A 13,095-nucleotide genomic window follows, 5' to 3' on the forward strand; every position below is an offset into this window, starting at 1 on the left:
GCCCTCCGTCATCCCAAATCTCGAATAAAGATAACGTAAGCAGTCGGCGTGTTAAGAAATGGGGCAAGGCGTTCGGACCATGCGACGACAGGTTCGATTTGCCCGTTGAGTCCGCCCACTTTCAGTGCGGACTTCGGCAACCCCTGCCGGTCGCGGCTTCGCTGCATCGTTGTCGCTTGCTGTTCGAGCACCTCGATCAGGTTGATCGCGTCACCCTCGCGCCGCGACCCATTGCTGTTCCCGCCCAAGGAACGCCTCTCCGGTCTGCGACGTGACCGGCTTCTGCATGGCACAGACTATGACAGTGTCGTTGTCATGGCGCAGTCATGCCGGGGAAATCAGGCGTGCGTTGATGGCCGAAGGAACCGGACGTAGCGGACGCCTCCGTCAAAAGAATGCCGCCCGCGGCAGAGCGGTGCCGTTGACCGCGTGTTCGCCTATCGCGCGGGCCTTGTAGGCGCCCGGATTGTGCGAAGCGATGGTGCGGATGTTGCGCCAGTGACGGTCGAGCCGGGCGCTCTGGCGCGCCGCCGATGCGCCGCCCGCGTCGAACAGACGCGTGGCGGCTTTCAGCGCAATGCCATCCACCGCGACTTTCGACTTCGCGGCCTGCAACGCCGCTTCGACATACAGCGCTTCGTCAGGCTGGCCCGCGTGCGACGATTCGAACGCCGCGCCAAGTGTCGTGCCCGCGCGCAGCACGGCAGACTCCGCGACATACGCCGCGCTGTGCAATTCGCCGATGATTTCCTGCAACAGCGGATCATCAGCGGGACGTGCGGCGCTGGCATGGTAGTAGTTGCGCACGCGGGCGCCCAACTGCTGCGTGGCGTCGTCAGCGATGCGTCGCACGATTCCCGCGATGATCGTCGTGAGCCAAAGTTGCGCGAACGTGGCCTGATGCGGAATCTTCACGTCTTCCTCGAGCGGCAGCACGTCATGCGGCTGCACGGCGACATCGGTATAGACGGTCGTGCCGCTCGCGGTAAGGCGCTGGCCGATGCCGTCCCAGTCATCGCGCACGTCCACGCCCGGCGCATGCACACCCACGCGTGCGGCGACGAAATGTCCCTCGGGCGTTTTCGCATTGACCATGATGTGATCGAAATACAGGTTGCCGGTGCTGTAATACTTGACGCCAGTGAGACTGAACGCGTCGCCCCGCGGCACGAGCAGCGTGTTGCCGTCGCCGTCGCCGTCGCCCACGTTCTGCGTGCCGATCTCGCTCGCGCCCAGACCGAACAGTTCGCCGTTGCGGATACGGTCGAGCCAGCGCGCGTATTGCGGCAGATGCGATGCGCGCAGCGCTTTTTCGACGAAGGCAAAGTGATTGCGCAAGATGTGCGGGATGTTCGAATCGGCGGCGGCGAGATCGAGCACGAGTTCGTAAAGCTGCGGCAGCGTGGCACCCGCGCCGCCTTGCGATGCCGGCAGGCGGAACAGCCCGAGCCGCGCCGCGCGAATGCGCTCGATGACGTCGCGCGTATCGGCCTCGCCGCGATCGCGCGCCTCGCTGCCCGCGGCGATTTCGTCGATGAGTGCGCGCAGTTCGGCGCTGCCTGGCGCGGGACAGCGCGGATGGAGCACGGCGGGCGTGTCGGTGACAGTGTTCATGGTGTCGTATCTCTCGCACGTTGTGGGGCCTGCGCTCAGGTGTTCTGCACACTGGCAAGCGACGAATACGCCCCTACCGGTGTCGGGCTGAAGCCTGTGAGGCTCGCGGCGTGAATCGAATAAAGATGCAGTTCGAGCAAATTGATCGAGGGCACTTGCTGCTGCGCGATGAGCTGCATCGCGTCGATGAACGGTTTGCGCTTGACGGGGTCGGCCTCGGAAACGAGCCCCTCGATTGCCTGGTCCATTTCAGGTGTCGAGTAGCCGCTCGCATTACTGGATGTGGAACCGGGCTTGATCTGTTTGCTCCAGTAACGCCGCGTGACGCCCAGTTGCGGATCGGCAAACGCCGAATACCAGTTGGTGAGCGTGTCGAAGTCGTAGTCGGCGTACGCTCGGCGGTTGAAGTTGGGCACGTCGGTCGCGATCAGTTGCAGTTCCACGCCGATGCGGCGCAACTGCGCCTGGATGAACTGCGCGGTCAGCGTGTACTGGTTCCCGAAGGGCAGTGGCAGATTGTTCAGGCGCAGGCGCACGCCATCGCTGCCGCGCTTGAGCCCTGCGGCATCGAGCAAGGCTTCCGCATGGGCCGGGTTGAAGTCGTATTGCGGCAGATCGGGCTTGAAGAATTCCTTCTGATAGCTCGGGATAGGCCCTTGTGCGGGCTTTGCGAGACCGTACCAGACGATGCGCGCGAGCGCGTTGCGGTCAATGGCATGAGCGAAGGCCTGACGCACGCGCAGATCCTGAAACTGCTTGCGGCGCATATTGAAGTCGAAGAAGCAAATGGGTGCAATGCCATCGAAGGCGCGGCCGGACACGACAAAGCGCGGATCTTTTTGCAGGCGCACCAGATCGGGCAGAGGGACGGCGTCGGTCGGCGCGTAGCGGAGATCGCCCGATTGCAGGGCCGTGAGCCGCGCACCCGCATCCGGAATGATGCGGAAGATGATGCGTTCGAAATGCGGCTGATTGGTCTTGTCCCAATAGTCCGGATTGCGTTCGAGCAACACGAAGTTGCCGCGCTGCCATTCGACGAACTTGTAGGGGCCATTGCCGATGGGCTTCGCATTCAGCGGATTCGTGAGCGGCGGCGTGCCGTCATAGAGATGCTTGGGCAGGATCTGGGTTTCAAAGCCGCCGAGCGCCGCCCACAATGCAGGGACGGGCGATGAGAAACGGAAGATCGCGGTATGCGCGTCGGGCGTCTCTACGGCAGTGAGGGTGGCGAACGTCGCGCCGCCACGAGGATGAAAGCGCTTGGTCACTTCCATCAGCGAGTACTGCACGTCAGCGGAGGTGAACGGCTTGCCGTCGTGCCATTTCACGTCGTCGCGCAGATGAAAGGTCACGGTCTTTCGATCAGGTGTTTCTTCCCACGAACGTGCCAGCTGCGGAACGGGCTTCAGCGCATCGTCGTACGTGATAAGGCCATCGAACAGGTTGACCGAGACAATCACCGCCGGGTTGGAGATGCTCAGACCCGCGACCCATCCCGAAGGCTCCGGCACGACACATGCCTGCAGGACACTGTCCTTGTGCGTGGCGTCCGGGCTCGCCGCGAAACTCAGGCCGGGCACGAGAGGCGCGGCGGCTGCGGCAGTGGCCATCTGGAAGAACTGGCGACGGGTGATCAATTCGGTAACTCCTCTTTTGTTGTTGGATAAGATCAGGCGTTGACGATCGCAGCGCTTTCGACACCGGCAGCCAGCACCGGTGCGCCGTTGCCATAGAGATGGCAATGAACCGTGTGGCCCGCCGACAAGACGCTCTGCGCCGGATCGGACTGTGCGCACACGGGCATCGCGTGCGGGCAACGCTGACGGAAGCGGCATCCTTGCGGCAGGTCGTAGGGGCTCGGCAGTTCGGCCGCGGCTGCGTCAGACTGGCTCGACAGCCGCACGCTCCGCGAGGGAATGGATTCAAGCAGGAGGCGTGTGTACGGGTGCGCCGCGTCGCGCCAGAGTTTGTCGCGCGGCACGATTTCGACGATCTGCCCGAGATACATCACCGCGATACGGTCCGCGAGATGACCCACCGCCGCCAGATCGTGACTGATGAAGAGATAAGCCATGCCGCGCTGGCCCTGCAGATCGGCCAGCAGATTGAGCACCTGGGCTTGCAGGGACACATCGAGCGCGGACACCGGCTCATCGCACACGACGATATCCGGATCGATGGACAAGGCCCGCGCAATGTTCGCGCGCTGCCGCTGCCCGCCCGACAGTTCGTGCGGCAGCCGGTCTGCCAGATGCGCTGCGAGTCCGACCTGCTCGAGCAATGCGTCGATCCGCTGCCGCCGGTCCGCGCGCGTGCCGATGCGATGCAGTTCGAGCGGAAGCGACAGGGTTTTGCGGACAGTCTTGCGCGGATCGAGCGCGGACAACGGGTCCTGGAACACCATCTGCATGCGGCGGCGCCACGGCAGCAGTCGGCGCGCGTCGAGCCGCGCGATATCGACGCCATCGAGCCGCACTGCACCGTCGTCACTGTCGATGAGGCGCACCAGCGCGCGGCCGAGCGAGCTCTTGCCGCAGCCAGACTCGCCGACCAGTCCCACGGTCTCGCCTCGCGCGAGGGAGAGTGACACGTCGTCCACCGCAGTCAGCGTGCCGCGCCGCGTCCGGTAACGCACGCTCAAATGGTCTATTTCAAGCAGCATGAATGTGCCTCGCTTCGATCAGGGCCGGGTCGGTCGCGCGCACGCAGCGCACACCGCTGCCTGCGGCTTCGCCCGTCTCCTGCCAGTCTGGCGTGGCCGCGCGGCACTGGGTCTGCGCGAACGCACAGCGCGGCGCGAATGCGCAGCCGCCGGGCGCCAGTCCCGGCGCAGGCACCGCGCCCGGAATTTCGGAGAGCCGTGCGTGCTTCCCATCGGCGCTTCCAGGCGCAGGCCGGGCGCGCAACAGCCGTTGTGTATAGGGGTGCAGCGGCGCATCGAACAAGGCATCGACGTGACGCTCCTCGATCTTGCGTCCCGCGTACATCACCGCGACCCGATGCGCCAGTTGGCCGACAATGCCCAGGTCGTGTGTGATCAGCAGAAGTGCCATGCCGGACTGCCGTTGCAGCGAGGCGAGCAGGGCGAGGATCTGTGCCTGAATGGTCACGTCGAGCGCGGTGGTCGGTTCATCGGCGATCAGCAGGCGTGGCTCGCCCGCCAGCGCCATCGCGATCAGCACGCGCTGGCGCATGCCGCCCGAGAGCCGGTGCGGGTAGTCGTCGAAACGTCGCGCGGGTTCGGGGATGCCGACCAGCCGCAGCAGCTCGAGCGCCTCGGCGCGCGCCGGGCGCCCGCGCAGGCCGCGATGCAGCGTGAGCGCTTCCACGATCTGCCGCCCCACGGTTCGCACCGGATTCAGCGCGGAGAGGGGGTCCTGGAAGATCATGCCGATGCTGCCGCCGCGCAGGGCCTGCCAGCGGCGCTCGTCCAGCGTGCGGAGATTCGTGCCGTCGAACTGCATCCGTGTGCTCGTCACGTGGGCGTCGGGCGAAGAGAGCAGCCCCATCAGCGCAAGTGCCGTGGTGGACTTGCCGCAGCCGGATTCGCCAACCAGGGCCAGCGTTTCCCCCGGCGCGATGTCGAGCGACAGGTTATCGACCGCCAGCGCGGCAGCGCCGTCGCGCGACGTGAACGCCACGCTCAGGTCCTTCACTTCGAGAAGCGCAGGGGTGCTCATGCTCCACCTCGTCGCTTGCCGCGCCGGCGCGGATTGGCCAGATCGTTCAGCCCGTTGCCGAGCAGATTGAGGCTCAGCACGGTGACCAGCACCGCGCCGCCTGGAATGGCCGTCATGTACCACGCGGTTTGCAGCGATTCGCGGCCGAGACCGATCATGCTGCCCCAGGTGACCACGTTGGGGTCCCCCAGTCCGAGGAACGACAGCACGGCTTCGGTGAGGATGGCGTTGCCTGCGAGAATCGAGATCATCACGACGGCCGGAGTCATCACGTTCGGCAAGACATGGGTGACGACAATGTGCGGACGTGTCATGCCGATCACGCGCGCGGCCTGGACGTACTCGGTCCGGCTCACGCGCAGTGCTTCGGCGCGCACCAGCCGGGCCACCTGCGGCCAGCTCGTCAGCGCGACCGACAGCACGATGGTCGGCACGCTCGGCCGCACGACCACCACCATGACGATGGTGAACAGCAACGCGGGCATGGTCTGAAAAAACTCCGTCAGGCGCATCAGCGCTTCGTCGACGAAGCCGCCGTAGAAGCCCGCCACCGCGCCGACGATCATGCCCGCCAGCGCCGCAAGCACGCCCGCCGTGATGCCGATCTCGAGCGACACGCGCGCGCCATAGGCGATGCCGCTCAGCATGTCGCGGCCCATCATGTCGGTACCGAGTGGAAAGCCTGCATCCGCCCCTGGCCAAAGGAACGGCGTGCCGGCCATGTCCATGGGGTCGTAGGACGTGATATGCCGCGCGCACAGCGCGACGATCAGGATGGCGAGCAGCAGCAGCGCGCCGGCGATGAGATTGGGCGCCTCGCGCAGGATCCGCGAGAGGCTCGTGAGCCAGCGCAAGGGCCCACTCCCTGCTGGAGAAGCGGCGCGATTCATCGTTGCACCTCGATGCGGGGGTCGAACCAGCCATAAGCGAGGTCCGCCAGCAGGTTGACCGCCAATACCAGCAGGGAACTGATGAACAGAATGCCCAGCAGCAGATTGAGGTCGCGCGACGAGACCGCATCGAGCGCGAGTTGTCCGAGGCCGGGCCAGGTGAACACGGTTTCGATCGCGACCGAACCGCTCAGCAGCGTGCCGAACTGCAAGGCGCTCATCGTGACGATGGGCAGCAGCGCATTCGGCACCACGTGCGACAGTACCGTGCGAATACGCGATACCCCCTTGGCGCGTGCGGTCCGCACGAAATCGAGGTTGGCGACTTCGAGCACGGACGCGCGCATCAGGCGTGCATAGATCGCGAGATAGTAGGCGGCCAGGCAAAAGACAGGCATGACCATGTGCGCCGCGACATCGCACACATAAGCCCAGCCGTGTGCCCTGACGCCCAGCGTGGTCATGCCGCCCGGCGGCAGCCATTGCAGATGCGCCGAGAACAGCACCATCAGCATCAGCCCGAGCCAGAACAGCGGCGTGGCGAATCCGAGGGTCGAGATGATCGAGACCGCGACATCGAGCGTGCGCCAGCGTGATACCGCCGCAAGCGTGCCGGCCGCGCAGCCCACGACGAGGGCGATCACCAGCGCGCTCACCAGCAGCAATGCCGTGGCAGGCAGACGTTCGAGGATCAGATGCACGACCGACTCGTTGTAGCGGAACGACCAGCCGAGGTCGAAATGCGCGAGGCGCTTGAGATAGGCGACGAACTGGATTCCCAAGGACTGGTCAGTGCCGAACTGGCGGCGCAGTTCGGCCATGTACTCGGGTGTGGCGGCGCCCGCTTCGCCGGCGATCACATCGGCGAGATCACCCGGTGCAAGGCGCAGCCAGAAGAAGTTCGTCACGGCGATCAAGGCGATCAGCGGCAACGCCTGCAGCGCGCGCCGCAGCGGATACGGCCACGGGCGACGCCGCTTCGCGCGAGCACCCGACGGGACAGAGGGCGTCCTCATGCGCCACCCGTCGTACTCAAGCTCACATTGCCGAGCGAGGCATATACGCCGATCGGCGTCGTGTTGACGTTGTGCAGCCGCTTCGAATAGATGCGGAAGAACTGGAGTTCGCCGAGATTGATCGACGGCACATCGCGCTGTGCGATGACCTGCAATTGATGGATGGCCTGCGTCCGCTTCTGCGGGTCCTGTTCGTTCTGAATCGTCTCGATGACCTGATCCATTTCCGGCGATGCGTAGCCCGATCCGTTGCTCCACGCCGCGCCTTCGATGATGTTCTTCGACCAGTAGCGGCGCACCACGCCGATCTGCGGGTCGGCGAACGCCGCATAGAACGCGCTCATCGTGTCGAAATCGTGCTCGGTGAAGACCTTGCGGAGATAGGTAGGCAGGTCGTAGTTGACGAGCGTGACCTCCACGCCGATACGTTTGAGCTGCTGCTGGATGAACATGCCGGCGCGCTGATAATCCTCGCCATACGTGTGATTCAGATGATTGAAGCGTAGCCGCACGCCGCTGGCATCGCGCTTGAAGCCCGCTTCGTCGAGGAGCGCCTCCGCCTTCGCGGGATCGTAGGGATACTGCGGCGTATCAGCGGTATAGAAGTTTTTCTGATAGCTCGGGACCGGCCCGGTCGCCGGGGTGGCGAAGCCGTAAAACACGGCTTGTGCAAGCTGCTTCGTGTTGATGGCATGTGCGATCGCGCGGCGCACGCGCACATCCTGAAACTGCTTGCGGCGCAGGTTGAAGTCCATGAAGAACATGGGCGCGTTGGAGCGCCAGCCTTTGGAGTCGACCGTGAGACTGGGATTCTTTTCCAGGCGGCGTGCCTCGATCAGCGACACCGGCGTGAGCGGTGCGTACTGCACCGTGCCGTTCTGCAGGGCGACACTGCGCGCACTTGCATCCGGGATGATGCGGAAGATCAACTCGTCCACGCGCGGCTTGCCCTGGTCCCAGTAGTCGGGGTTCTTCGCGAGCCGGATGTAGTTGCCGCGACTCCATTCCTTGAACACGAATGCGCCGGTGCCCACCGGCTTCGCGTTGTACGGATTGGTGAGCGGGTTCGTGCCGGCATACAGATGTTTGGGGAATATGAAAGCAGAGGAGGTATCGAGATAAGCCCAGATGACGGGGGAAGGCTGAGCGAGCCGGAACACGGCGGTGTGGGCGTCCGGTGTATCGACTGCGGTGATCTGCGCGAAGGTGGGACGCGCGATCGGATGTACTTTCTTCGAAACTTCCATGATCGAATACTGCACATCCGCCGAGGTAAAGGGCGTGCCGTCATGCCATTTCACGTCGTCGCGCAGCTTGAACGTGATCGTGCGTCGGTCGGCGGACTCGGTCCACGCTGTTGCCAGCTGCGGGACCGGTTTGAAGTTCTCGTCGTAGGAGATCAGACCATCGAACAGGTTGCTCGACACGACGTTGGTCGGATTGGCGGGCGTCGAGCCTGCGGCCAGTCCGGCGGGTTCGGGAAGCGTGTTGGCTACCAGCACGGTCGAGTCCGAAGCAGCCTGTGCGCCGAATGCAGAAGATCCGAACGGACTCCATTGAGCAAGCAGGCCTGCGCCTGCGATCGTGCTGCCTTTGATGAAGAATTCTCGGCGGTTCGGCATGGTCTATGTCAGGCAAGGAGAGGGGGAGAGTCGCCGTTTGCAACGCGCAGCGTTGCGTTTGCGAAGGTTCAAAGCCGCAAGCCGGCCTCACGCATCAGCGGCAGGATGTGCGTGCCAAAATGCGCGAGGTCCGGCTCGAAATCGAAGAAAGTGAGCTGCACGCCGGCGCAACCGGCGTCGCGCAATCTCAGAAGGTCATCGACGATGCGCTGGGGGCTGCCCACCAGGTGCAGGTTGCCGCCCACCGCACGCTCGCCGGCCCGGCGCTCGTGCGTGCTCCACGCGCGTGCGTCGCTGGCGCCGGTCTTCGTGTTGAAGCGGGCATTGAAGTTGGCCGCCGCTTCGCGGTCTTCGGACGCAAGCATGCGTTCGTAGCGCGCCTGGGCAAGCTCGTCGCTGGCGGCGCTGACAATCGTTGGATTGATGATGGGCCTCACCGCGCGGCCGGTCACGTTTGCAGCGGCACGAAGTTGCCCGGTGAAGTCCGGCAGCGCAGCCAGTGTCGGTTCGAGCTGTACGCCAACGGGACTCGGAATGAAGACGAAATCGGAATATCGGGCGCCGAACGCGAAGCCCGCTTTCGAGCCGGTCGCGTTGATCAGGATCGGTCTGCCATGACGCGGGCGCGGCGAGACGTACGCATCGTGCAGCGTCCAGTGCTTGCCTTCGATGTTCACGTTCGCGTCGGTGCGCCAGAGCGTGTCGAGAATCTCGACGAACTCGGCTGCACGCGCATAACGTGCATCGTGTTCCTCGCGGGTCTGACCGAACATGCGCGCCTCGTCGGCGATATGGCCGGTCACCAGATTCACGCCCCAGCGTCCGCCGGAAATGTGATCCAGCGTCGCCCCGATCTTGGCCAGGTGCAGCGGATGCCACGGTCCGTACAGCACGTGGATCGTGGAGATCAGCAGGATGCGGCGGGTGATGGCCGAGAGCGCCGCGGTCGTGATGAAGCTGTCGAGCGATATCTCGCGATAGTGCGTCTCGCCGCCGTAGCCGCCCTTGGGCATCCATTGGGCCAGTCCGAACACCAGATCGAATCCCAGTGCCTCGGCCTGCAGCGTCAGGCGCGCGTTGTAGTCGAAGGACCAGTCGGTCGAGCGCGGCAGCGTCGAGATCGACCAGCCGCCGTTCTGAATCGGCAGAAAGAGGCCGAGATTGAAGGGCTGGCGGCACACGCGGTCGAGCGGGCTCTCGGCGGACTCATCGGCGGAGGCGGGAAGGTAATCGAATGTCATGGAGGACAAGAGCGCAGGCGTGTGTGTCAGTAGGTGAAGCCGAGCGGCGGCGCATCGCCGCGCAACAGGTGCGCACCGATGGCCTTGCTGCGGTAGACGATGGGATCGTGCAGGCTGATGGTGCGGGCATTGCGCCAGTGGCGGTCGAAGTTGTGCCGCTTGAGCGCGGTCGAGGTGCCGCCCACATCGAACAACTTCTGTGCGATCAGCAATGCCGCCTGTTCGGTGGCGAGTTGCGCGTGCGCGGTCTTGACGGCGGTTTCGACCAGCACGGCTTCGAGCGCCTGCTCTGGCAGATCAGCGTATTGAGCATGCGAGGCTTGCGTCAGCGCGTCGGCGGCATGATGCAACACGAGCTTCGCACTGAGCGCAGCGGTCGCCAATTCGCCGACCAGCGCCTGCACATACGGATCGAGCGTGACCTGTTCGACGCCCGTCGTGCGCGAAGGACGTGCGCCGTCGCGTGCCCAGTCGCGCGCATCGTCGAGCGCGGCTTGGGCGATGCCTGACTTCAGCGCGGCAAACAGGATTTGCGCGCCGGAACTCGTGTAGTGGCGACGCTCCATCCAGTCGCCGACGACGATGATCTCGTCCGGGTTCACGCGCACGTTCTCGAAGATCGTCGTGCCGCTGCCGGTGACACGCTGACCGAGCCCGTCCCAGTCGTCGACGCGCGTGATGCCGTCACGATCCGTCGGCAAGACCGCATACACGATGCGGTCGCGCTCGTCGCGCACGGTGGCGAAGACGACATCCGCGAAGAGCGTGGGTGTGCTGTAGAACTTCCGGCCGGTAAGGCGATAGCCGTCCGGTTCAGGCACGAGGCGGATGGTGATTTCGCCGGATCGGGCGCTGCCCCTTTCGGTGGACGCATTGCCGATCAGCGCGCCGTCCCGCACACGCCGCCACAGACGCCGGCCGAGCGCTTCATCGGCCATCAGGCGCATGCGTTCCAGATACACATAGTGCGGGACGAGCAACTGCGCGACGTTCGAATCGCCGCGCGCCAGTTCCTCGATCACGCGTACCACATCGCCGTATTCGATCTCGTCGCCGCCAAGAGCGTATGGCGTGCGCAAGTTGAGCAAGTCGTGTTCACGCAGAAGGGCGAGTGCATCGTAGGGAAGAATCCGCTGTGCGTCGCGCGATGCGGCGGTACCGCGCAGCGACTGCGCAAGCCTGCGGGCCCTTGCGAGTGCACGCTGGGCGCGCTCGGACGGATGGTCTGTCGCTGCGGCGGCGCGGGTGTTCGGCTGTAAGTCGGTTGTCATGGGGGTGGGCAGCGTTGACCCATACGGGCGGCCTCGTATCGGTCGACCGGTTGATGAACCGGGAAGACCACTCCAATCCAAATGAGTGGAAAGAAAATTCCGTCTGTTGGATAATTTTTCTCATTGTCGTGAGATTGACGGGGTCCTTCAACCATGTGTTTGTCATAACGAAACCAGCCATCCGGGATTCATGTCCTGTCGCCCGGATGTCGAAGACCGGAGAGAGACGGATGAGCGAAGAAAGCGGTCTGACGGACGAGCAGCGTCGTTCAGCGGAGGCCGTGTCCGAGCGAACGAGTGCACGCAATGCGGAAACTGGCTCGCTTGCGCGAGGTTTGCAGGTCATGAACGTGCTGCACGATTCGATGCGCGCGCTGGCCCATGCAGAGGTTGCAGAAGCCGCCGGTCTTCCTGCGAGCACCGCCTACCGGTTGTTGCAGACGCTGGTTGAGCATGGTCAGGTGGAGCGAACGCGCAGCGGGCGTTATAGGCCATCTGCGCGAAGCCTCTTGCCGCTGGTCATGGATCATCCGCTCAATGCATTGCGGCGTGACTCGATGAGCTTGCTGCGCGAATTGTGCGACCGGCATGGACCATCGGCGAGCCTGATCCTCTTCTTCGGGAAGGAGCGCGCCATGCTGGAATCGGCGCCGGGAAGATACAGCGTGACGCCGTACTACGACACGCACCTGAGCGCCCCGTATCACACCACTGTCTCGGGCAAGTTGCTGCTGGCTCACCTGTCACAGCCTGAACGCGACGTCTTCCTGAACGGGGGACGGCTGAGCGCGCGAACGCGAGATTCGATTACCGATCCGTCGCAGCTCGAAGAAGAGCTGCAGGCGGTGCTCGCAGAGGGCTTCGCCACCAATCAGCACGAGAACGTGACCGGCATATGCGCCTGCGGAGCAGTGTTGAAAACCTCGGGTTCCAAGGCGATAGGCGCCTTGGTCTTGTCTGGTCCGAGCGAGTATTTCGGCGCGGAGGCGATGAAGGCAATGAAACGCGATCTTCTCGAGAAGGCCAACATGCTAGGCCACATCTCGCTCGCGCTGCGCGCCGTGGCGCGATTCCTCGAATGAGCGCTGTGCGTGGCCGTCTTGGCCGCTCAGGTCACGCGGTTCTGGCACCCGTTGCACGCGCTGCCGGCCTGCATGCCTGCGCGCACTCGCATGAGGTCACGAGGCCTTGGGCAGACTGCGCCGTCGCCATGCGGGTCTAGACGAGCACCCCGTGGATCGCCTTCTCGGGCAAACCGGCTTTGCCGCCATGCATTTGCTTGAGGAAAATCTCTGCAATTCCCTTCGTCGGAATGCTCGCCTCGATCCGGCACAGGTCCTCCAGCGGCATCCAGCTGCATCGGACGATCTCGTTCGCAGGAACGGGTTCGCTCTCTTTGCTGACGCTGGCGATAAAAACGAAATGCCTTGTACGCAAGCCGCGAAACTGGAACGCGTAGTGAACCCCGTTCGCCTCGAGTCCGGTCTCTTCTTTGAGCTCGCGTGATGCGGCATCGTCAAGCTCCTCGCTCGCCTTCGCGCGTCCTCCCGGAAACGCCCATCGCCCACGTGCGCGGGCCACCAGCAGGACGCGGCCGTCTCGTTCGACAATGACTGTTGCTCGTTGCTTCATTGGCCCGGTCGTGTTGACGGTCTGCCGGGCCGCCTGTTTTCTATTGCGCCCAGATCAGGCAGCGCGTCAGGAGTACGAGCCCGAATGATAACGCTCCGATGGCTGTCTGACGATCGAGCGGCGAATGCG

General features: G+C 64.3%; 12 protein-coding genes. 1 reads left to right on the forward strand and 11 read right to left on the reverse strand.

Going from position 1 to position 13,095, the window contains the following annotated elements; translation table 11 throughout:
* Positions 1-8: 8 nt before the first annotated feature.
* The 10 genes from QCE63_RS16730 to QCE63_RS16775 form a co-directional block, all read right to left on the reverse strand.
* A complete protein-coding gene (locus QCE63_RS16730; protein WP_309834512.1) occupies positions 9-248 on the reverse strand; it encodes a hypothetical protein in 240 nt (79 codons plus the stop codon).
* A gap of 139 nt (positions 249-387) precedes the next feature.
* Entirely contained in the window at positions 388-1,614 is a 1,227-nt protein-coding gene (locus tag QCE63_RS16735) for an acyl-CoA dehydrogenase (protein WP_309834514.1), read from the reverse strand.
* Between the two features lie 35 nt (positions 1,615-1,649).
* A complete protein-coding gene (locus QCE63_RS16740) occupies positions 1,650-3,251 on the reverse strand; it encodes an ABC transporter substrate-binding protein (RefSeq protein ID WP_309834516.1) in 1,602 nt (533 codons plus the stop codon).
* 32 nt (positions 3,252-3,283) lie between these two features.
* Positions 3,284-4,276: an ABC transporter ATP-binding protein gene (locus tag QCE63_RS16745; RefSeq protein ID WP_309834517.1), complete on the reverse strand. Its 993-nt coding sequence runs from the start codon at positions 4,274-4,276 to the stop codon at positions 3,284-3,286.
* Positions 4,266-5,294, reverse strand: a complete 1,029-nt coding sequence (locus QCE63_RS16750) for an ABC transporter ATP-binding protein (RefSeq protein WP_309834518.1) — start codon at positions 5,292-5,294, stop codon at positions 4,266-4,268. Before QCE63_RS16750 ends, QCE63_RS16745 begins: the two co-directional genes overlap by 11 nt.
* Positions 5,291-6,148, reverse strand: coding sequence for an ABC transporter permease (locus QCE63_RS16755; protein ID WP_309834520.1), 858 nt, complete (start codon positions 6,146-6,148; stop codon positions 5,291-5,293). The genes QCE63_RS16750 and QCE63_RS16755 overlap by 4 nt, the downstream gene beginning before the upstream one ends.
* Positions 6,149-6,180: 32 nt before the next feature.
* Positions 6,181-7,200: an ABC transporter permease gene (locus QCE63_RS16760; RefSeq protein WP_309834522.1), complete on the reverse strand. Its 1,020-nt coding sequence runs from the start codon at positions 7,198-7,200 to the stop codon at positions 6,181-6,183.
* Positions 7,197-8,822, reverse strand: coding sequence for an ABC transporter substrate-binding protein (locus QCE63_RS16765; protein WP_309834524.1), 1,626 nt, complete (start codon positions 8,820-8,822; stop codon positions 7,197-7,199). The genes QCE63_RS16760 and QCE63_RS16765 overlap by 4 nt, the downstream gene beginning before the upstream one ends.
* A gap of 68 nt (positions 8,823-8,890) precedes the next feature.
* Positions 8,891-10,063: an LLM class flavin-dependent oxidoreductase gene (locus QCE63_RS16770; RefSeq protein ID WP_309835469.1), complete on the reverse strand. Its 1,173-nt coding sequence runs from the start codon at positions 10,061-10,063 to the stop codon at positions 8,891-8,893.
* Positions 10,064-10,089: 26 nt separating this feature from the next.
* Positions 10,090-11,334, reverse strand: coding sequence for an acyl-CoA dehydrogenase family protein (locus QCE63_RS16775; protein ID WP_309834525.1), 1,245 nt, complete (start codon positions 11,332-11,334; stop codon positions 10,090-10,092).
* A 230-nt stretch (positions 11,335-11,564) separates the two neighbouring features.
* Here QCE63_RS16775 and QCE63_RS16780 point away from each other — a divergent pair, with 230 nt between their 5' ends.
* Complete coding sequence (locus QCE63_RS16780) at positions 11,565-12,416, forward strand: IclR family transcriptional regulator (protein WP_309834527.1); 852 nt, start codon at positions 11,565-11,567, stop codon at positions 12,414-12,416.
* Between the two features lie 136 nt (positions 12,417-12,552).
* Here the strand turns inward: QCE63_RS16780 and QCE63_RS16785 are convergent, their stop codons facing one another.
* The gene (locus QCE63_RS16785) at positions 12,553-12,966 is read right to left on the reverse strand and encodes an NUDIX domain-containing protein (RefSeq protein ID WP_309834529.1); all 414 of its coding nucleotides are present in this window, start codon (positions 12,964-12,966) and stop codon (positions 12,553-12,555) included.
* Positions 12,967-13,095 lie beyond the last annotated feature (129 nt).

Origin of the sequence: Caballeronia sp. LZ065, from assembly GCF_031450975.1 — a bacterium.
In the GTDB taxonomy this organism is placed as follows: Bacteria; Pseudomonadota; Gammaproteobacteria; order Burkholderiales; family Burkholderiaceae; genus Caballeronia.